The following is a 19,387-nucleotide window of genomic DNA, read 5'->3' as shown; positions in this document are numbered from 1 at the left end:
CTTATTCTCCTGCATTCGATTGATTACCCGAGCCGTCCGCCGCAAAGGCGTCGCGCAGCTGGGGGGGGTATGGCTCGGGGTTTGAAAGTGTCGGCGCGCACGGCGGCCACCAGGAACTGCCCTTCGCAAAGCAGCGTTTCATCCTTTTCCCGCCAGACCTGCTGCACGAAACGCAGGCTGGCGCGATTGAGTTCAAGTACTTGCGCGGTTACCCGCAATTCGTCATCCAGCCGCGCCGGCGCGTGATAGCGCGCTTCGCTGGAATGGACCACGAACAGCAGGTTGTCTTCGGCCAGTTGCGACTGGGAAAAGCCCAGGTGCCGCAGGCGTTCGGTGCGCGCGCGCTCCATGAATTTCAGGTAGTTGACGTAATACACCACGCCGCCCGCATCGGTATCTTCGTAATAGACGCGACAACGGTGTGCGAACGGTTCGAGCTGATTTTGCGCGCGCATACTCTAGTGCTTACTCCTCAGCTTGCCAATCCGCTGTGGCAACTGTTTTTTCTTCATTAATGTCTTATTGCCAGCGCACCCTGGGCATGCCAGCGGTAGGACCACGAAAAGTCGCATTCGATCTGTCATTCATCACCTGGTTCTGAAAAATCACCGCCCTCCCCCAAGCGCCCTGGAATATTCAGGCCAAAGTGCAGATAGGCATGCCGGGTAACCACGCGGCCGCGCGGCGTGCGCATGATATAGCCCTGCTGGATCAGGTACGGTTCGAGCACATCCTCGATGGTATGGCGCTCTTCGCTGATCGCCGCCGCCAGGTTGTCCACGCCTACCGGGCCACCATCGAACTTCTCGATCATGGTCAACAGCAGGCGGCGGTCGGAATGGTCGAAACCGCGCTCGTCGACGTCCAGCAGGTTCAGTGCCATGTCGGCCACGGCCTTGGTGATCTGGCCCTTGCCGCGCACCTCGGCGTAGTCGCGCACGCGGCGCAACAGGCGGTTGGCGATACGAGGCGTGCCACGGGCACGGCGGGCAATCTCGTAAGCCCCCTGGTCCTCGATGACCAGGCCAAGGATGTTGGCCGAACGGCTGACGATGGTGGCCAGGTCCTTGTCGCTGTAGAACTCCAGGCGCTGGACGATGCCGAAGCGGTCCCGCAGCGGGTTGGTGAGCATGCCGGCACGGGTGGTGGCACCCACCAGGGTGAACGGTGGCAGGTCGAGCTTGATCGAACGGGCGGCCGGGCCTTCGCCGATCATGATGTCGAGCTGGAAGTCCTCCATGGCGGGGTACAGCACCTCCTCGACAACCGGTGACAACCGGTGGATCTCGTCGATGAACAGCACGTCGTGCGGTTCGAGGTTGGTCAGCATGGCCGCCAGGTCACCTGGACGCTCAAGGATCGGGCCCGAGGTGCTTTTGACCGAAACGCCCATTTCCTGGGCGATGATGTTGGCCAACGTGGTCTTGCCCAACCCGGGCGGCCCGAAGATCAGCGTGTGATCGAGCGACTCATTGCGCCCACGGGCGGCCTGGATGAACAGGGCCATCTGCTCGCGCACGACCGGCTGGCCGATGTACTCGTCCAGGCGCAGCGGACGAATCGCCCGGTCCTGGACTTCTTCACGGTCGCGGCCACTGGCGGCGATCAGGCGGTCGGCTTCGATCACTTGGTAATCATCCCTTTCAGGCTGCGGCGGATCAGTTCTTCACTGCTCAGGCCGGCCTTGTCCTTGATCGCGGCGATTGCCTTGCTGGCTTCCTGCGGCTTGTAGCCCAGCGAGACCAGTGCGCTGACCGCATCGGCCTCGGCAGTGGACTCGCTGGCGACCGGCAACGGCCCATCCGACACCAGGGTGAACATGGCGGGCGAGGTTTCCCAAGCCTTGAAGCGGTCTTTGAGCTCGACCAGCAAGCGTTCGGCGGTTTTTTTGCCGACACCAGGCACGCGCACCAAGGCCGAAGTATCCTGGGCTTGCACGCAACGCACCAGTTCGTCGACTTCCAGGCCGGACATCAGCGCCAATGCCAGCTTCGGGCCCACGCCGTTGAGACGGATGAGTTCCCGGAACAGCTCGCGCTCGCGCTTTTCGGCAAAGCCGTATAGCAAGTGAGCATCTTCGCGCACCACCAAATGAGTATGCACGGTGACGCTTTCGCCCACCTTGGGCAGACGGTACAGCGTGGTCATGGGAACTTCCAGTTCGTACCCCACGCCGTTGACGTCGATAATCAGGTGCGGCGGCTGTTTTTCCGCCAAGGTGCCGCGCAAACGTCCAATCACGTTCCGATCCTTCCTCTCGGGGAGCCGGTCAAAGACCGCTCAACCCTATCAGCAAATGCAGCGGGTGAACGCATCACCCGAACAAAATGTGTATCAGCGCATGAAGCGCCTACAGACGCAAGCGCCCGCCACGTCGCCGTGCCGTGCTCAGGCCGTGCGGCACCAGGCTCGAACGGGTATGGGCATGGCACAAGGCGATGGCCAGCGCGTCGGAGGCGTCGATCTGCGGCTTTTGCGTCAATTTCAGCAGGTGCATGACCATCATCATCACCTGTTCCTTGTTGGCTCCACCGGTGCCGGCTACGGCCTGCTTGACCTGGGTGGCGCTGTACTCGGCGATTTCCAGGCCGGCTTCGGCGGCCGCGACGATCGCCGCTCCGCGGGCCTGGCCGAGCTTTAGCGCCGAGTCGGCGTTACGGGCCATGAACACCCGCTCAATGCCCATGGTCACCGGGCCGTGCTGAGCGATGATCTCACTGACACCACGAAAAACGATCTGCAACCGCTCGTGCAACTCGCCGCTGCCGGTGCGGATACAGCCCGACGCCACGTACTCGCAACCACGGGCGGTTTGGCGTACCACGCCATAGCCGGTGATGCGTGAGCCGGGGTCGATACCAAGAATCAGAGTCATAGTGCCTGTTTGTTCAAAATGTACCGGCCCTTTCGCGGGCAAGCCCGCTCCCACAAAGACCGCACGGCCCCTGTGGGAGCGGGCTTGCCCGCGAATAGGCCATCAAGGCCAACGAAAGAACCTTAGCCGAGGTTTTCCATGATCTCATCGGAAATCTGGGCATTGGAGTACACGTTTTGCACGTCATCCAGGTCTTCGAGCATGTCGATCAGCTTGAGCACCTTTTCGGCACCCTCCTGATCGAGCTCGGCGCTGGTGGTTGGCTGCATGACGATTTCTGCGTCAGCAGCCTTGAAACCCGCCTCTTCCAGGGCGTTGCGCACGGCATAGAAGCTGTTGAACGAGGTGAAGACGTCGAACGAGCCGTCGTCGTTGGCCACAACGTCGTCGGCATCAGCCTCCATCGCTGCTTCCATCAACGCGTCTTCGTCCACGCCCGGCGCAAAGCTGATCTGGCCTTTGCGCTCGAACAGGTAGGCCACCGAACCGTCGGTACCCAGGTTGCCACCACACTTGGTGAAGGCATGACGCACGGCGGCGGCAGTACGGTTGCGGTTGTCGGTCATGGCTTCGACCATGATCGCCACGCCGCCCGGGCCGTAACCTTCATAGCTGAGCTCTTCGACGTTATCGCTTTCGTTGGTGCCGGCCCCCCGAGCCACGGCGCGATCGATGATGTCGCGGCTCATGTTGGCGCCCAGCGCCTTGTCCAGCGCCAGACGCAGGCGGGGGTTGGATGCCGGGTCAGCACCGCCTTGCTTGGCCGCAACGGTCAGTTCGCGGATCCACTTGGTGAAGATCTTGCCTCTCTTGGCATCCTGGCGCTCTTTGCGGTGCTTGATGTTCGCCCACTTGGAATGACCAGCCATAACGACTCCGAATCCTTTGTTTCACAAACAGCCCCGCCCCTGTACGGGGCGGGACGGAAAAATACCTGCGCCGAAACGCAAAGGCGCATCCATATGGATGCGCCCGGGACTGCTTACTCGACCTTGGTCTGTTCGCGCAGTCGGATGTGCAGCTCGCGCAGGGCCTTGGCGTCGACCATGCCAGGGGCCTGGGTCATGACGCATGCAGCGCTCTGGGTTTTCGGGAACGCGATCACTTCACGGATCGACTGGGCGCCGGTCATCAGCATGACCAGACGGTCCAGACCGAAGGCCAGGCCACCGTGAGGCGGTGCGCCGAACTTCAGGGCGTCGAGCAGGAAGCCGAACTTCTCTTCCTGTTCTTCTGCCTCGATACCCAGCAGACGGAATACCGCCTGTTGCATCTCTTTGCGGTGAATACGGATCGAACCGCCACCCAGTTCGGTACCGTTCAGGACCATGTCGTAAGCACGGGACAGAGCTGTGGCCGGGTTGGCCTCGAGCTCTTCCGGGGTACACTTCGGCGCGGTGAACGGGTGGTGCAGCGCGGTGAAGCTGCCGTCTTCGTTTTCTTCGAACATCGGGAAGTCGACGACCCACATCGGCGCCCACTCGCAGGTCAGCAGCTCGAAGTCGTGACCCAGGCGGATACGCAGCGCGCCCAGGGCTTCGCTGACCACCTTGAACTTGTCGGCACCGAAGAACACGATGTCGCCGTCTACGGCACCGACGCGGTCGAGGATGGTGTTGAGGTTGGCCTCAGGGATGTTCTTGACGATCGGCGACTGCAGGCCCTCGACGCCCTTGGCGCGCTCGTTGACCTTGATGTAGGCCAGGCCCTTGGCACCGTAGATGCCGACGAACTTGGTGTACTCGTCGATCTTGCTGCGCGGCATGCTGGCACCGCCTGGCAGGCGCAGGGCGGTCACACGGCACTTAGGATCGTTGGCCGGGCCGGCGAACACCTTGAAGTCGACGTCTTTCAGCTGGTCGGCAACGTCGACCAGTTCCAGCGGGTTACGCAGGTCTGGCTTGTCGGAGCCGTAGCGGCGCATGGCTTCTTCGAAGGTCATGTGCGGGAATTCGCCGAACTCCAGGTCCAGCACTTCCTTGAATAGCTTGCGGATCATGCTTTCGGTCAGGCCCATGATCTCGCTTTCATCGAGGAAGCTGGTCTCGATGTCGATCTGGGTGAATTCCGGCTGACGGTCGGCACGCAGGTCTTCGTCACGGAAGCACTTGGCGATCTGGTAGTAGCGGTCGAAGCCGGCCACCATCAGCAGCTGCTTGAACAGCTGGGGCGACTGCGGCAGGGCGAAGAAGCTACCTGCGTGGGTACGGCTTGGCACCAGGTAGTCACGCGCACCTTCCGGCGTGGCACGGGTGAGGATCGGGGTTTCGACGTCGAGGAAGCCGTTTTCGTCGAGGAAGCGGCGGATGCTGCTGGTGATGCGCGAACGCAGGCGCAGCTTGTCGGCCATTTCCGGGCGACGCAGGTCGATGAAACGGTAGCGCAGGCGGGTTTCCTCGCCAACGTCGGAGTACTCGTTCAGCGGGAACGGCGGGGTTTCCGCTTCGTTGAGCACGTTCAGCTGGTAGCCAAGGATCTCGATGGCGCCGGAGGCCATGTTGGCGTTCACCGCACCGTCTGGGCGCTTGCGCACCTTGCCGGTGATCTGCACGACGTATTCGCTGCGCACGCGGTCGGCGGCGGCGAAGGTTTCGGCGCGATCCGGGTCGAACACGACCTGGGCCATGCCTTCGCGGTCACGGATGTCGAGGAAGATCACCCCGCCGTGGTCGCGGCGACGATGGACCCAGCCGCAAAGGGTGACTTCCTGGCCGTCCAGGCTCTCGTTCAGTTGGCCGCAATAATGGCTGCGCATCATGATGGTGGTTTCGCTTCTCGTGATTCGTGTATTCGGTGGAGGCCTTGGCCGCCCGGAGGGCTAATACTGCAAGACCCGGTCACAGCATTCAACTCAGTCGGCCTTGTCGCCGCCTGCCAGATTCTTTTTTGCCCCGGTCTTGAAGTCGGTTTCGTACCAACCATTACCGCTCAGGCGGAAGCCTGGCACCGACAGCAGCTTTTTCAGCGCTGGGGCCTGACAGGCCGGGCAATCGGTCAGCGGCGCGGCGCTGATCTTCTGCAGCACTTCCATGCGGTGCTCGCAGGATGCACATTGATAGTCATAAAGGGGCATGGGTGTCTCTCGTCAACCACAACGCTGGCTGCCGGGGCAGCAAAAAGCGGGATTATATATGGTTAACAGGCACTGCGCAGCCCGCCCGGCGATCAGCGCACACTTGGCGGGTTTTGCAGCCAGGCGACGCAGATGACCCGGATCAGCCCACTGAAGTTACGCACCCCACCCTGGCGCAAGTGCACTTCGCGGTCCACGTAGGACAACACCGCACTGACCGAACAGCGGTTCGCAGCGGCGATACGCTCCAGGATGCCCCAGTAGACGGCCTCCAGACGCAAGCAGGTGGAAAACCCGTTCAACCGCACCGAACGCGACACCGGCTGGATCTGCAACATGTCGAAATCCGCCTTGAACGGATCCATGCACTGCTTTGCCGGCCAGCTCCCCTGCCCAGCCATACGCTTGCTCACTTGCATCATGCGCCACACTTCCTCGTCACAGGTACCAGGTGGCGTATGAAGCGCTGATGAGCGGGCTTAAAGCAGTGGCAAAATCTTCCTGCTCAACAGCCAGACCCCGGCCGGGCGTACCGACCAGGGTTTGTTACTGCACGATGGCCTTTACTTGCCGTCGAGCATTACCCGCAGCATCCAGGCCGTTTTTTCGTGCACCTGCATGCGCTGGGTCAGCAAGTCGGCGGTAGGTTCGTCGCTGACCTTGTCCACCACCGGGAAAATGCTGCGCGCCGTGCGCACCACGGCCTCCTGCCCCTGCACCAGCTGGCGGATCATCTCGTCCGCCGGGGGTACACCTTCCTCCTCCTTGATAGACGAGTGCCGCGCATAGAATGCATACGAGCCCGGCGCCGGGAAGCCCAAGGCCCGGATACGCTCGGCGATGGAGTCGACCGCCAGCGCCAGCTCGTTGTACTGCTCTTCGAACATCAGGTGCAGGGTACGGAACGACGGGCCGGTGACGTTCCAGTGAAAGTTATGGGTTTTCAGATACAGCACGTAAGTATCCGACAACAGGCGGGATAGCCCATCGACGATGGACTTGCGATCTTCTTCGCTGATACCGATATCGATTGCCATGAAGCTCCCCTTTCCATAAGGCTTGAGACTCAAGCGGACGTGGACCACTGTAGCAACACTTCCCCCCTGCCGCATGTGACATGGCGCAACACATTGCCCGCCGGGCGGCCTGCGGTTTGAGTAGCCTGCGGCTTTACTGTTAAATAGGCACCGTGCCACCCGTGCGGACTGTCATTGCCGGGTGCATAGGCTGGCCTGCCACGTGTTCGCGCTCTACACCTCATGCGCACCGTGCTGCCCGCTCTTCCTGTGATCGGCCTTATCAACTGTGAGCCAACCCCATGTTCAAGATCGTCCATCTGGTGACGGGCGTGGCAGCCTTGCTGCTATCGCTCATACCCAGCCTGAAAACCGACGCGACACCCTTCCTGCAACAACCTGACGCGGTCTACCTGGCACTGCTCGGCCTGCTCAACCTGGTCCTGGCCCCGGTCGTGCCCCTGTACTACCGCGGTGCGCGGCAGCAGTTGCAGCACCTTGCCTGCGCCCTGCTGGTGGTGGCGGTGGTGCTGCAAACCCTGACATTGCTGGCCCGCCCGGAAATGGGCAACCTCGCGGCACTGGTCTGCGCGGCACTGGCAGTGGCCCTGCACCTGGCCGTGGGTTTTGCCCGCAGCCCGCGCAGGGCACGCAACAGCCAGCATGCCGCTCAGGATGCCGGCAACCGCGATACCGGCACCGTCAAGTGGTTCAACACGTCGAAAGGCTTTGGCTTCATTTCCCGCGATTCGGGTGATGACATCTTCGTGCACTTTCGCGCCATTCGCGGCGAAGGTCATCGCATTCTGGTCGAAGGCCAGCGCGTTGAGTTCTCGGTGATGCACCGCGACAAGGGCCTGCAGGCCGAAGATGTGGTTGCGGTAACCCGCCGCTGATTGCCGCTTCATCCATAGGCATATTTACCGGCATGCCGGTGAATATGCCTCTGCGACGCATCAATAATGAGGCGGTGGCGCCTCCTCCCCTTCGCTGCCGTACTGGCCGACCATCTCTTCATAACGCTTGATCAGTTCGGCCATCTGCGATTGCAGCCGCTCGATCACCCGCGCCTGCTCGACCACCACGTCATTCAACGCCTGGATAGTGTCATCCTGGAACGCCTGGCGGGTTTCCAGTTCAACAATACGTAACTCCAGCGACATCTCAGGCCTCCTGATAACCAGCAAGTTGCAGCCCACGCAGGCGCTGGCGAATGGCATTCAACTGATCGTCGCTGTAGGCCACCGCCGGGCACTTGCCCCACACCGGTGCCGGCCAGGCAGCATCGTCACGCTGGCGCACAATCACGTGCATATGCAGCTGGCTGACCACGTTGCCCAGGGTGGCCACGTTCATCTTGTCGGCGCTGTAGCTGGCTTTCAGCGCCTCAGCCAACAGGGTTGTTTCCTGCCACAACTGCTGCTGGTCCGCCGCTTCCAGCTCGAACAGTTCGCTGATGCCGGCGCGCTTGGGCACCAGGATGAACCATGGGTAGTTGGCATCCTTGCTCAGCAGCAACTGGCACAGTGCAAACTCCCCCAGCACCAGGGAATCCTGCTGCAAACGCGAATCGAGGACGAACACGGCATATCTCCTTCAGGCAAAACCAACCCGCTTCAAGCGGAAATCAGGCCTGCAAGGATACCTTGCACACTCCCGGTAACACAGCGCTACTTTTCGCACCAAAATGAGGCCTTCTGTCCACGCTCTCCACACCTGTCACCCCACAAACGACTCTGGATGAACAAATTGCGGTAACACATTGACTTTAATGGCAGCTTTTTAAATTTTAATGATTCTCGACTCCAACATGTGCGCGAGCCGGCTTCACCCCGTGTTTACGGGACTTTCCGACCCTCGGTAGCAGGTTTTGTGAAAATTTCATGAAGTGTTGCGAATTTTGAGCACGCTTGTTGCATTCCCTTCCCGCCAAGTCGGCACGACATCTGCAATGGCAGGTGAACGCGACAAATAACAACAGCGGCATTGGTTACCAGGGAGTTCCCCTAACCGGAACCGGTGGTTACAGGTTTGTTACGGTGACAGGAACAGCGCTGGCGTTGTACGGCCCTTAAACCGGGGCGTGATTTGCGACATGGAAATACCTAAAAGCGACGGGGTGAAAAAGTTCCGAAAAGAGTGCTTATAGCCATATCGCCAACAACAGTCAGCGTGCTATACATTTTCGCCGACATAACAAGAAAGAGCTGCTCCATATAACTAAAACACATGGATGCAGCGGTACTCTTCCTAAAAACCAAAGGAGCAAATCACGATGCGCGTGATGAAGTGGAGCATGATCGCCCTGGCCGTTGCGGCAGGGACCTCGCAGTTGGCAATGGCCTCGGCACAAGACGAGTCCAAAGGTTTCCTCGAAGACAGCAAGCTGAACGTAAAAACCCGCATGCTGTACTTCAGCCGTGACTTCCGTAACAACGACAGCGGCAAGAGCCGCGTCGAAGAAACCGGCCTGGGCTTCCTGGGTACCTTCGAGTCGGGCTTCACCCAAGGCACCGTGGGCTTCGGCGTTGACGCCATCGGCATGCTGGGCCTGAAACTGGACAGCGGCAAAGGCCGCGCCGGCACCGGCCTGTTCCCGACCGGTTCCGACGGCCGTTCGCAAGATGATTACTCCGAAGGCGGCGGTGCAGTAAAACTGCGCGTCTCCAATACCGTGCTGAAGTTCGGCGACCAGTTCACCGCCCTGCCAGTATTCGCCACCGACGACAGCCGACTGCTGCCAGAAGTTGCTGAAGGCGGCCTGATCACCAGCAACGAAATCGATGGCCTGACCCTGCACGCCGGTCACTTCACTGCCCTGAACGCGCAGGCCCAGACCTACCACGACAGCCTGCGCCTGACCGAGGCCAACGTCTTCGGTGGCACCTATGCCATCAACGAAAACCTCAGCTCCAGCGTCTACTACTCGCGCGTCGAAGATCACTTCCGCAAGTGGTACGGCAACATCAACTGGGCGCTGCCGATCAGCGACAAGCAAGGCCTGGTGTTCGACTTCAACATCTATGACACCAAGTCCATCGGCGACAACCTGACCGGCGCCTTCGTCAGCAAGGCTGACGGCAGCAACGAACTGGACAACATCGCAGCCAGCCTCTCGGCCGCCTACAACATTGGCGCCCACACCTTCACCCTGGCTTACCAGAAAGTCAGCGGCGACGGCGACTACGCCTACGGCGTCGACGGTGGCGGCACCATCTTCCTGGCCAACTCCGTTGCCCGCTCCGACTTCAACGCCGAAGACGAGAAGTCCTGGCAGGCTCGCTACGACCTGAACTTCGCCGAATACGGCGTACCCGGCCTGACCTTCATGACCCGCTATGTGCGCGGTTCCGGTGCCACGACCGAAAGCACCAACAACGGTAAGGAATGGGAACGCGACGTAGACGTCAAGTACGTGCTGCAAAGCGGCCCGGCCAAAGACCTGAGCTTGCGCGTACGTCAGGCCACCTACCGTTCCGCCGACGGCGTTTACTACGGTTCGAGCTCGATCGACGAACTGCGCCTGATCGTGGAGTACCCGCTGAGCATCCTGTAAGCCTGGCTTGCAGTGCCCCGCACCTGAAAAAGCCCGGCGATCACGCCGGGCTTTTTCTTGGCTGACAAGCGTCACGCCCTGGGGCATCCTGTACGCCTTCGTTTCCCCCCCGTACAATGCGGGGCTATTTCAACGTCTTAGGCAATCGACACGGCTAACCATGCGCACCAGTCAATATTTGCTCGCCACCCAGAAAGAAACCCCTGCCGACGCAGTGGTCATCAGCCATCAGCTCATGCTGCGTGCCGGCATGATCCGCAAACTGGCCTCCGGCCTGTACACCTGGCTGCCGATGGGCCTGCGGGTAATGCGCAAGGTCGAGGCCGTGGTACGCGAGGAAATGAACGCCGCCGGCGCCCTGGAAGTGCTGATGCCAAGCATTCAGCCCGCCGAGCTGTGGCAGGAGTCCGGCCGTTGGGAGCAGTACGGCCCAGAGCTGCTGCGCCTGAAGGATCGCCACCAGCGTGATTTCTGCGTTGGCCCGACCCACGAAGAAGTCATCACCGACCTGGCCCGTAACGAGCTGTCCAGCTATAAACAGCTGCCGCTCAACCTGTACCAGATCCAGACCAAGTTCCGTGACGAGATCCGCCCGCGCTTCGGCCTGATGCGTGGCCGCGAGTTCATCATGAAGGACGCCTACTCGTTCCATGCCGACCAGGCTTCCCTTCAGGAAACCTACGACCGCATGCACCAGGCGTACAGCAACGTGTTCACCCGCCTGGGCCTGGACTTCCGCCCAGTGCAGGCCGACACCGGCTCGATCGGTGGCAGCTATTCGCACGAATTCCACGTACTGGCCGAGTCCGGCGAAGACGACGTGATCTTCAGCGACAGCTCCGACTACGCCGCCAACATCGAGAAGGCCGAGGCCATCCCGCGTGAAACCGTGCGCCCTGCCCCTACCGAGGAGCTGCGCCTGGTCGACACGCCAAACGCCAAAACCATCGCCCAGCTGGTGGAAAACTACGGCCTGGCCATCGAGAAAACCGTCAAGACCCTGATCGTGCGCGGCGCCGAAGAAGGCAAGCTGATTGCCCTGGTCGTTCGTGGCGACCACGAGCTAAACGAAATCAAGGCCACCAAGCTGGAACAGGTTGCCGACCCACTGGTCATGGCCACCGAAGCCGAACTGCGCGACGCCATCGGCGCCGGTGCCGGCTCGCTCGGCCCGCTGAACCTGCCGCTGGAATGCATCATCGACCGTTCGGTTGCCCTGATGAGCGACTTCGGCATCGGCGCCAACATCGACGACAAGCATTACTTCGGCGTGAACTGGGAGCGTGACCTGCCAGTCCCTCAGGTGGCCGACCTGCGCAATGTGGTCGAAGGCGACCCAAGCCCGGACGGCCAGGGTACCCTGGTGATCAAGCGCGGCATCGAAGTGGGCCACATCTTCCAGCTGGGCACCAAGTACAGCGAAGCGCTTAAGTGCCAGGTACTGGGCGAGAACGGCAAGCCGGTAACCCTGTCCATGGGCTGCTACGGCATCGGCGTGTCCCGCGTGGTCGCCGCTGCCATCGAGCAGAGCTATGACGACAAAGGCATCATCTGGAACGACGCCCTGGCCCCGTTCCAGATCGCCCTGGTACCGCTGCGCTACGAAACCGATGTGGTCCGCGAGGCAACCGACAAGCTGTATGCCGAACTGACCGCCGCCGGCTTTGAAGTGCTGCTGGACGACCGCGACAAGAAAACCAGCCCAGGCATCAAGTTTGCCGACATGGAGCTGATCGGCATCCCACACCGCATCGTCGTCAGCGATCGCGGCCTGGCCGAAGGCAACCTTGAGTACAAGCACCGCACCGAGCAAGACGCCCAGGCGTTGCCGCTCAATGAAGTGCTGAGCTTCCTGCAGGCCCGCGTTCGCCGCTGATAACCAATGCACGAGTGATCATGTTCAAGCGAAGTACCTTTACCCTGGGGGGCGCCGCACTGTGCGGCGCCCTGCTCGTCAGCGGCTGCGCCAACCAGATGTCCCAGCGCAGCGACCATGAGGAGCGCGTCGAGCGCAAATTGCTCGAGCACACCCTGCAGATCGATGTCGGCGAGCCGAAGGTGATGGAGCTTCCGCAACGACGTGTGCGTGTGCATGAGCAGAAGCGCTTCGAAGTCACCGAGTTCGAAGTTACCCGTCGTTACGACCGCTACACGCCGTACCAGCCCTGGCGCGAGATCTACGAGATCCCGCTGGGTGCAGTGGCCGTGGTGGCGGGCGTCGGGGCCAACGTGGCCAACGTCTTCGCCTTGGGCAACCTGCCGGAAAGCATCACTCATGACTGGCTCAGCTACGGCGTGGATGGGCTCAACCCGTTCATGAACGTGCCGTCCAACGGCCGCGCCCAGCAGAACCTGGCCGGGATCAGCGAGGTGCAGAAAGGCAAGCGCGAGGAATCGACCAGCGTGCCCTGGAGCGAACGCCTGGTCGAGGTCAAGGCTGGCAAGATGACCCACGAACTGACTACCGACAGGAACGGCGTGCTACGCCTGAACCTGCTCGACAGCCCGTTCTCGGAGCAGAACCTCAACCACATCGGCACCCTGCACCTGCAGGTACTCGACGAGGACAACGCGGTGCGTGGCGATGCCAGCCTGCTGGTCAGCGCCACCCTGCGCAACAAGCTGCTCGAAGCCCATGAGCTGATCTTCGACGACCTCGAAGATGACGATGTCGGCCAATGGGTCCACCGGGTCAAGCGCCTGTCCGAGCTGGGCCTTGAAGAAGAAGCCAGTGAAATGGAACAAAGCCTGATCGAGCTGACCCGCAACGATCCAGAGCTGCAGCAGGAGTTTCTACAGTCGCTGACCAAGGCCACTGGCCGGTTGGTGGCTGACCCTGGACTGTAGGAGCGAGCCTGCTCGCGATGGGCCGCATATGCGGCCCTTTTTATTCAGGTACAAACAATTCCAACTGCTCATGCGCCCCGCGCAAATCGCGCAACCTCACCCCCACCCCAAGCAAGCGTACCGGTTTGCCTCCACGGGCGAACGCCTGCCCCAGCAACTGTCGATAGCTTTCCAGGTCCCTGCCCGCCCCGGCCTGCTCCAGGGTTGTCTGGCTGAAGTCGTGGAACTTGACCTTGACGAAGGGTTTGTCCGGCCGGTAACTGCTGTCCATGCGGGCGATGCGTTCATTCAGGCTTTCCAGCAGCTCAGGCAGCCGCGCCAGGCAGCTGGCCAGGTCTGGAAGGTCGGTGTCGTAGGTGTTTTCCACACTCACCGACTGTCGACGGCTGTCGTTGTGCACCGCACGTTCGTCGATCCCCCGCGCAAGCCCCCACAAGCGCTCGCCAAAACTGCCAAACTCGCGCACCAGCGCCAGGCGCGACCATTCGCGCAGTTCCAGACAGGTTTCAATACCCAGCCGTGCCAGTTTGTCTGCCGTCACCTTGCCCACCCCGTGCAACCTGGCCACCGGCAAGCCAGCCACGAACACCTCCACTTCACCCGGGGTAATCACGAACAGGCCATTGGGCTTGCGCCAGTCGCTGGCAATCTTGGCCAGGAACTTGTTCGGCGCCACCCCCGCCGATACGGTGATATGCAAGGTACGGGCGACCCGCCGGCGAATATCCTCGGCAATACGCGTGGCGCTGCCCGAGTACCACTGGCTATCGCTCACGTCCAGATAGGCTTCGTCCAGCGACAACGGCTCGATCAACTCGGTGTAGTCGCGGAAAATGCTATGGATTTCGCGCGAGGCCTCCCGGTAAGCCTCGAAGCGCGGCTTGACGATCAGCAAGTCGGGGCACAGTTTAAGTGCATGGCGCGACGACATGGCCGAGCGCACACCATAGGCACGCGCCTCATAATTACAGGTGGCGATCACCCCACGGTGGTCGGGTGAACCTCCGACCGCCATGGGGCGCCCGGCCAGACGCGGGTCGTCACGCATCTCGATTGCAGCGTAGAAGCAATCGCAGTCGACGTGGATGATCTTGCGTAAGGACATGGATGGCCGTCAGCACTGTAAATTCATACAGATAGTATCGCATGCACCCTGCCCTGAAACAGCTACCCGCGCCAGCATTCGACAATTGGCCTGAAAGCCGCGCCGCGCCTGAGCTGCATCTTGCCGACGAGTGCTAAGGGTTTGAACAAAAAAGGTTTTTCCTGAATATTTGCTTGACAGCAGGAAGTAAATCCGTAGAATTCGATCTCACAGGCGCGGGATGGAGCAGCCTGGTAGCTCGTCGGGCTCATAACCCGAAGGTCGTCGGTTCAAATCCGGCTCCCGCAACCAGATTCGAGAAAAGGCCACTGTTAACGCAGTGGCCTTTTTCTTTGCCTACTGAAAGGCAACTTCAAAAAAAACTTGAAAAATCAAAGCGTAGCGCTTGACATACACATTAAAAACTGTAGAATTCGCCCCACTGACGCGGGATGGAGCAGCCTGGTAGCTCGTCGGGCTCATAACCCGAAGGTCGTCGGTTCAAATCCGGCTCCCGCAACCAGATTCAAGAAAAGGCCACTGTAAACACAGTGGCCTTTTTCTTTGCTCGCTGAAAAACACGGCGAATAAAAACCCGTCAAACCGAAGCAGAATGCTTGACATTCAATTGGCAGACTGTAGAATGCGCACCTCTGACGCGGGATGGAGCAGCCTGGTAGCTCGTCGGGCTCATAACCCGAAGGTCGTCGGTTCAAATCCGGCTCCCGCAACCATATTCGTCAGAACAAACCCCGCCTGTTTAACAGCAGCGCGGGGTTTGTTGTTTCTACGCCCCTGCATTTCATCGCTTCATTTTCCCCGCCCCTCCAGCCATATCCCGCAGGCTTGAGGCATCGTGCCCCGGATGAACTATCTTTAACCCTGCAAGGCCGCTGAAAGCGCCTGAGGCCGGAGTAATATTGGATACGTTTTCCTAAGGGACTCTCACTTGGCCGCACCTTCCCTCCACCTCGCGCAGCATGCCCGGGGCAACTCATGACTTCCCATAACCCCGAACCTACGGTGCCGCTCGCCTCGGCACTGCCCGGTGCCGTGCAACGCCTGCCCTTGCTCGAACGCCTGAGCCGCTACCGCCAGCCCATCGGCCTGGCAGTGACCTTGGTGCTGTTCACCATGGCTTTGATTGCCTGCCGCCACCTGCTGAGCGAGCTGGATATCTATGCCTTGCACGACGCCATGCTCAGTGTGCCGACCCAGTCGTTGCTGGGCGCCTTTGTGGCGACGGTGGCGGGCTTCGTGATCCTGCTGGGTTACGAGTGGTCGGCCAGCCGCTATGCCGGGGTGAAGTTGCCAGTGCACAGCCTGGTGCTGGGCGGCTTCAGCGCCTTTGCCATTGGCAATGCCATCGGGCTGTCGATGCTGTCAGGCGGATCGGTGCGCTACCGGCTCTATGCACGCCAAGGGCTGGGGGCTGGCGAAGTCGCTCGCATGACGGTGTTTGCCAGCTTGTCGCTGGGCTGCGCGCTGCCTCCCCTGGCAGCCTTGGCGACCTTGAGCGACCTGCCGGCAGCCTCGGCTGCACTCGGGTTGGCGCCGGGCCTGCTGGCAGGCATCGCCACGGCCGTGCTGGTGGCATCCGCCCTGCTGGTGTTCGGCTTGTACCGCCGGCGCCTGGCCGAGCAACCGCTGGCGAACAACCTGCTGGTACAGGTGGGCCGCCGCACGCTACGCCTGCCAGGCACACGGCTGGCCGCCCTGCAACTGCTGATCACCGCGCTGGATGTGGCAGCCGCCGCCACTGTCCTGTATCTGCTGCTGCCCGAAGCACCACCTTTCGGGGCATTCGCGCTGGTGTACCTGCTGGCGTTGGCCGCTGGCGTACTCAGCCATGTGCCGGGCGGCGTCGGGGTGTTCGAAGCGATCCTGCTAGCAGCCTTTGCCGACCAGCTCGGTGCTGCACCGCTGGCGGCCGCCCTGCTGCTGTACCGGCTGATCTACGTGGTACTGCCATTGCTGCTGGCCTGTGTACTGTTGCTGGCCAACGAAGCCCGGCGCCTGCTGTTCGCCCAGCAGGCTATCAAGGCAGCTTCCGGGCTGGCCGCACCGATTTTGTCGATTCTGGTATTCCTGTCCGGCGTGGTGCTGCTGTTCTCGGGCGCCACACCCGAAATCGACACGCGTCTGGAACACATGGGCTTCCTGGTGCCACACCGGCTTATCGATGCCTCGCACTTCGGCGCCAGCCTGATCGGCGTGCTGTGCCTGCTGCTGGCCCAGGGCCTGCGTCGGCGCCTGTCCGCCGCCTGGTTGCTGACCACCGTGCTGTTGCTGGTGGGCGCCCTGCTGTTGCTGCTCAAGGGGTTTGACTGGGAAGAGGCGTGCCTGCTGACCTTCACCGCGACCCTGCTTGCCCTGTTCCGTCGCTCGTTCTACCGCCCCAGCCGCCTGCTGGAGTTGCCCTTCTCGCCGGTGTTCCTGGTGGCCAGTGCCTGCGCAGTCGGCGCTTCGGTCTGGCTGCTGCTGTTCGCCTACCAGGATGTGCCCTACAGCCATCAGCTGTGGTGGCAGTTCACTCTCGATGCCGATGCCCCACGCGGCCTGCGTGCCACCATGGGCAGCGCCTTGCTGCTGGCCGCCGTGGCGCTGACCTGGCTGCTGCGCACCGCCCCTCCTGTGATCCACCTGCCCGATGAAGCGGAACTGCAGCGCGCCAACCGTATCTTGCTGGCTTCCGACCAACCCGACGGCGGCCTGGCCCTGACGGGCGACAAAGCGTTGCTGTTCCACCCGCGTGACAATGCCTTCCTCATGTACGCGCGGCGTGGCCGCAGCCTAGTGGCCCTGTACGACCCCATCGGCCCGGCCCAGGAGCGCGCCGAGATGATCTGGCAGTTCCGCGACCTGTGCGACCTGCACCACGCTCGCCCGGTGTTCTACCAGGTACGTGCCGAGAACCTGCCGTTCTACATGGATATTGGCCTGACAGCGCTGAAGCTGGGTGAAGAAGCCCGTGTCGACCTGCGCCGCTTCGATCTGGAAGCCAAGGGCAAGGAGATGAAAGACCTGCGCTACACCTGGAATCGCGGTGGTCGCGACGGCCTGAGCCTGGAAATCCATGAACCCGGCCACGCCCCGCTGGCAGAGCTGAAGGAAATTTCCGACGCCTGGCTCGGCGGCAAGAACGTGCGTGAGAAAGGCTTTTCGTTGGGGCGCTTCAGCCCGGACTACCTGCAACACTTCCGCATCGCGCTGATTCGCTTCCAGGGCCGCCCGGTAGCCTTCGCCAACCTGCTGGAAACCCATGGCAACGAACTGGCAAGCCTCGACCTGATGCGTGCGCACCCCGAAGCCCCCAAGCTGACCATGGAGTTCATGATGATCGGCTTGATCCTGCACTACAAAAGCCATGACTACGCCCGCTTCAGCCTTGGCATGGTGCCGCTTTCCGGCCTGCAACCGCGGCGAGGTGCGCCCTTGACCCAGCGCCTGGGTTCACTGGTGTTCCGCCGGGGCGAGCAGTTGTACAACTTCCAGGGGCTTCGCCGCTTCAAGGACAAATTCCAACCGGACTGGGAACCCCGCTACATGGCCGTGCCGGCCGGGCTCGACCCGCTGGTAGCACTGGCCGACACCGCCGCCCTGATTGCAGGCGGCCTGACTGGATTGGTGAAACGTTGATGACCCGACGCTATTGGCTGTACCTGCTGGTTCCCCTGCTGCTGGCCGCCCTGGGTGGCGCGCTGGCGTTCTGGCTGTGGACGCGCCCGGCCCCCGAGGCGCGCCTGGAGCAACTGAGCATCAATGACACCCACATCACCCGGGTGACCCCTGGCGTACACCCGAAGGCCCGGGTAGCCATTGGTGTGCCACCGGACCAGGCATTGACCGACAAGCAACTGCTGGACCTGAGCCAGGCCGGCGAAGCCCAGCTGGTGCAGGTGGTGCTGCCGCCGAACGACTGTAGCAAACAGCAACAGGCCATGGACCAAGCCCTGGCAGAACTGTCGGAAAAGCCGACGCTGGTCGCCGGTATAGGCCCTGGTGCCGCCCAGGCCTGGCGTTGGCTAGCCAACCAGAGCAATGACAAGGCGCGGGCCATTTCAGTGGACTTCAGCCTGGAGCAACCCGGCTGTCAGGCCCCGCTGCCCAAGGCGGCACCTCATGGCCACTGGAACGTCGCCTGGAACGACAACCCGGATGACGCCAGCGCCGCTTTCGTACGTGACCAGGCGAACGCCGAAACCAGCATCAGCGACTACGACATCCACCTGCCACAAGTGCTCAAGGCCCAGCTGACCCAGGCCCTGGTTGGCCGTGACGGCAACGCCCTGGCTATTCCGGTGGTCGAGGTCCCGGCCGGGCAGACCACCGACACGGTCACACTGTTCCTCTCCGGTGATGGTGGCTGGCGCGACCTGGACCGTGATGTGGCCGGCGAAATGGCCAAGCTGGGCTACCCGGTGGTAGGCATCGACACGCTGCGCTACTACTGGCAGCACAAGACCCCGGAGCAAAGCGCCGCCGATCTGTCCGAGCTGATGCAACATTACCGGCAGAAGTGGGGCACCAAGCGCTTCGTGCTGACAGGTTATTCGTTCGGTGCCGATGTGCTGCCAGCCATCTATAACCGCCTGCCGGCAGAGGACCAACAGCGTATCGATGCCGTAATGCTGCTGGCGTTTGCCCGCAGTGGCAGCTTCGAGATCGAGGTCGAGGGCTGGTTGGGCAAAGAAGGCCAGGAAGCACCGACCGGGCCTGAAATGGCCAGGCTGCCGGCGTCCAAGGTGGTGTGCGTGTATGGTGTGGAAGAGACCGATGAGAGCGGTTGCACCGAGAAGACCGCTGTGGGTGAACGCCTGAAGCTGCCTGGCGGGCACCACTTCGACGAGAACTACCCGGCGCTGGCCAAGCGCTTGATTGGTGAGATCGAGACGCGCCAAGGCAAATCGAGCGTCGCCGAAAAGAACTGACAATG

Annotated in this window: 17 protein-coding genes, 3 tRNA genes and 1 pseudogene; 9 read left to right on the top strand and 12 right to left on the bottom strand. The window is 61.7% G+C overall.

The window, feature by feature from the left end; genetic code table 11:
• Position 1: 1 nt before the first annotated feature.
• The 9 genes and pseudogenes from ybgC to PM2_RS05755 all read right to left on the bottom strand — a co-directional run bounded on the left by ybgC (position 2) and on the right by PM2_RS05755 (position 6,985).
• Positions 2-455: pseudogene (gene ybgC, locus PM2_RS05795) on the bottom strand (tol-pal system-associated acyl-CoA thioesterase).
• Positions 456-580: 125 nt separating this feature from the next.
• The gene (gene ruvB, locus PM2_RS05790) at positions 581-1,627 is read right to left on the bottom strand and encodes a Holliday junction branch migration DNA helicase RuvB (protein ID WP_019098466.1); all 1,047 of its coding nucleotides are present in this window, start codon (positions 1,625-1,627) and stop codon (positions 581-583) included.
• Positions 1,624-2,241 carry a Holliday junction branch migration protein RuvA gene (gene ruvA / locus PM2_RS05785; protein ID WP_016711996.1) on the bottom strand — a complete coding sequence of 206 codons (618 nt, stop codon included), beginning with the start codon at positions 2,239-2,241 and terminating at the stop codon, positions 1,624-1,626. Before ruvA ends, ruvB begins: the two co-directional genes overlap by 4 nt.
• A 109-nt stretch (positions 2,242-2,350) precedes the next feature.
• Entirely contained in the window at positions 2,351-2,875 is a 525-nt protein-coding gene (gene ruvC, locus PM2_RS05780) for a crossover junction endodeoxyribonuclease RuvC (RefSeq protein WP_003254769.1), read from the bottom strand.
• A gap of 122 nt (positions 2,876-2,997) precedes the next feature.
• Entirely contained in the window at positions 2,998-3,744 is a 747-nt protein-coding gene (locus PM2_RS05775) for a YebC/PmpR family DNA-binding transcriptional regulator (RefSeq protein WP_016711997.1), read from the bottom strand.
• Between the two features lie 113 nt (positions 3,745-3,857).
• Positions 3,858-5,633 carry an aspartate--tRNA ligase gene (gene aspS, locus PM2_RS05770; RefSeq protein WP_019098464.1) on the bottom strand — a complete coding sequence of 592 codons (1,776 nt, stop codon included), beginning with the start codon at positions 5,631-5,633 and terminating at the stop codon, positions 3,858-3,860.
• Positions 5,634-5,726: 93 nt separating this feature from the next.
• The gene (locus tag PM2_RS05765; RefSeq protein WP_003254776.1) at positions 5,727-5,948 is read right to left on the bottom strand and encodes an FmdB family zinc ribbon protein; all 222 of its coding nucleotides are present in this window, start codon (positions 5,946-5,948) and stop codon (positions 5,727-5,729) included.
• A gap of 92 nt (positions 5,949-6,040) precedes the next feature.
• Complete coding sequence (locus PM2_RS05760) at positions 6,041-6,370, bottom strand: ribbon-helix-helix domain-containing protein (RefSeq protein WP_016711999.1); 330 nt, start codon at positions 6,368-6,370, stop codon at positions 6,041-6,043.
• A gap of 141 nt (positions 6,371-6,511) precedes the next feature.
• The gene (locus PM2_RS05755) at positions 6,512-6,985 is read right to left on the bottom strand and encodes a Dps family protein (protein WP_016712000.1); all 474 of its coding nucleotides are present in this window, start codon (positions 6,983-6,985) and stop codon (positions 6,512-6,514) included.
• 281 nt (positions 6,986-7,266) lie between these two features.
• Here PM2_RS05755 and PM2_RS31850 point away from each other — a divergent pair, with 281 nt between their 5' ends.
• Positions 7,267-7,860: a cold-shock protein gene (locus tag PM2_RS31850; protein WP_016712001.1), complete on the top strand. Its 594-nt coding sequence runs from the start codon at positions 7,267-7,269 to the stop codon at positions 7,858-7,860.
• A gap of 60 nt (positions 7,861-7,920) precedes the next feature.
• Here the strand turns inward: PM2_RS31850 and PM2_RS05745 are convergent, their stop codons facing one another.
• Both PM2_RS05745 and PM2_RS05740 read right to left on the bottom strand, forming a co-directional pair.
• Positions 7,921-8,127, bottom strand: a complete 207-nt coding sequence (locus PM2_RS05745; protein WP_016712002.1) for a SlyX family protein — start codon at positions 8,125-8,127, stop codon at positions 7,921-7,923.
• A gap of 1 nt (position 8,128) precedes the next feature.
• Positions 8,129-8,548, bottom strand: a complete 420-nt coding sequence (locus tag PM2_RS05740; RefSeq protein WP_028700138.1) for an HIT family protein — start codon at positions 8,546-8,548, stop codon at positions 8,129-8,131.
• A gap of 691 nt (positions 8,549-9,239) precedes the next feature.
• Here PM2_RS05740 and PM2_RS05735 point away from each other — a divergent pair.
• The 3 genes from PM2_RS05735 to PM2_RS05725 all read left to right on the top strand — a co-directional run bounded on the left by PM2_RS05735 (position 9,240) and on the right by PM2_RS05725 (position 13,367).
• On the top strand, positions 9,240-10,520 hold the full coding sequence (locus tag PM2_RS05735) for an OprD family porin (protein ID WP_016712004.1): 1,281 nt from the start codon (positions 9,240-9,242) through the stop codon (positions 10,518-10,520).
• A 160-nt stretch (positions 10,521-10,680) separates the two neighbouring features.
• Positions 10,681-12,396, top strand: coding sequence for a proline--tRNA ligase (locus tag PM2_RS05730; RefSeq protein WP_016712005.1), 1,716 nt, complete (start codon positions 10,681-10,683; stop codon positions 12,394-12,396).
• Between the two features lie 20 nt (positions 12,397-12,416).
• Complete coding sequence (locus PM2_RS05725; RefSeq protein WP_028700137.1) at positions 12,417-13,367, top strand: hypothetical protein; 951 nt, start codon at positions 12,417-12,419, stop codon at positions 13,365-13,367.
• 40 nt (positions 13,368-13,407) lie between these two features.
• On the opposite strand, the gene dinB is transcribed toward PM2_RS05725, so the two are convergent.
• On the bottom strand, positions 13,408-14,472 hold the full coding sequence (dinB, locus tag PM2_RS05720) for a DNA polymerase IV (RefSeq protein WP_028700136.1): 1,065 nt from the start codon (positions 14,470-14,472) through the stop codon (positions 13,408-13,410).
• A 214-nt stretch (positions 14,473-14,686) separates the two neighbouring features.
• Between dinB and PM2_RS05715 the strand changes: the two genes are divergently transcribed.
• From PM2_RS05715 to PM2_RS05695, 5 genes are all read left to right on the top strand, one after another.
• Positions 14,687-14,763 (top strand) — tRNA-Met (locus PM2_RS05715).
• A 134-nt stretch (positions 14,764-14,897) separates the two neighbouring features.
• Positions 14,898-14,974, top strand: a tRNA-Met gene (locus tag PM2_RS05710).
• Between the two features lie 134 nt (positions 14,975-15,108).
• Positions 15,109-15,185 (top strand) — tRNA-Met (locus PM2_RS05705).
• Between the two features lie 262 nt (positions 15,186-15,447).
• The gene (mprF, locus tag PM2_RS05700; protein ID WP_028700135.1) at positions 15,448-18,090 is read left to right on the top strand and encodes a bifunctional lysylphosphatidylglycerol flippase/synthetase MprF; all 2,643 of its coding nucleotides are present in this window, start codon (positions 15,448-15,450) and stop codon (positions 18,088-18,090) included.
• Positions 18,090-19,382, top strand: a complete 1,293-nt coding sequence (locus PM2_RS05695; RefSeq protein ID WP_028700134.1) for a virulence factor family protein — start codon at positions 18,090-18,092, stop codon at positions 19,380-19,382. The genes mprF and PM2_RS05695 overlap by 1 nt, the downstream gene beginning before the upstream one ends.
• Positions 19,383-19,387 lie beyond the last annotated feature (5 nt).

This window comes from Pseudomonas monteilii NBRC 103158 = DSM 14164, from assembly GCF_000730605.1.
GTDB classification, from domain to species: Bacteria; Pseudomonadota; Gammaproteobacteria; order Pseudomonadales; family Pseudomonadaceae; genus Aquipseudomonas; species Aquipseudomonas monteilii.
The sequence above is the reverse complement of the archived record's forward strand: the minus strand, read 5'-3'. Positions and strand labels throughout refer to the sequence as shown.

Bases quoted from the DNA above. Each gene is read 5' to 3' on its own strand.
- ruvC (WP_003254769.1), bottom strand. From the start codon at position 2,875: ATGACTCTGATTCTTGGTATCGACCCCGGCTCACGCATCACCGGCTAT.
- PM2_RS05775 (WP_016711997.1), bottom strand. From the start codon at position 3,744: ATGGCTGGTCATTCCAAGTGGGCGAACATCAAGCACCGCAAAGAGCGC.
- aspS (WP_019098464.1), bottom strand. From the start codon at position 5,633: ATGATGCGCAGCCATTATTGCGGCCAACTGAACGAGAGCCTGGACGGC.
- PM2_RS05765 (WP_003254776.1), bottom strand. From the start codon at position 5,948: ATGCCCCTTTATGACTATCAATGTGCATCCTGCGAGCACCGCATGGAA.
- PM2_RS05760 (WP_016711999.1), bottom strand. From the start codon at position 6,370: ATGATGCAAGTGAGCAAGCGTATGGCTGGGCAGGGGAGCTGGCCGGCA.
- PM2_RS05755 (WP_016712000.1), bottom strand. From the start codon at position 6,985: ATGGCAATCGATATCGGTATCAGCGAAGAAGATCGCAAGTCCATCGTC.
- PM2_RS31850 (WP_016712001.1), top strand. From the start codon at position 7,267: ATGTTCAAGATCGTCCATCTGGTGACGGGCGTGGCAGCCTTGCTGCTA.
- PM2_RS05745 (WP_016712002.1), bottom strand. From the start codon at position 8,127: ATGTCGCTGGAGTTACGTATTGTTGAACTGGAAACCCGCCAGGCGTTC.
- PM2_RS05735 (WP_016712004.1), top strand. From the start codon at position 9,240: ATGCGCGTGATGAAGTGGAGCATGATCGCCCTGGCCGTTGCGGCAGGG.
- PM2_RS05730 (WP_016712005.1), top strand. From the start codon at position 10,681: ATGCGCACCAGTCAATATTTGCTCGCCACCCAGAAAGAAACCCCTGCC.
- PM2_RS05725 (WP_028700137.1), top strand. From the start codon at position 12,417: ATGTTCAAGCGAAGTACCTTTACCCTGGGGGGCGCCGCACTGTGCGGC.
- dinB (WP_028700136.1), bottom strand. From the start codon at position 14,472: ATGTCCTTACGCAAGATCATCCACGTCGACTGCGATTGCTTCTACGCT.
- mprF (WP_028700135.1), top strand. From the start codon at position 15,448: ATGACTTCCCATAACCCCGAACCTACGGTGCCGCTCGCCTCGGCACTG.
- PM2_RS05695 (WP_028700134.1), top strand. From the start codon at position 18,090: ATGACCCGACGCTATTGGCTGTACCTGCTGGTTCCCCTGCTGCTGGCC.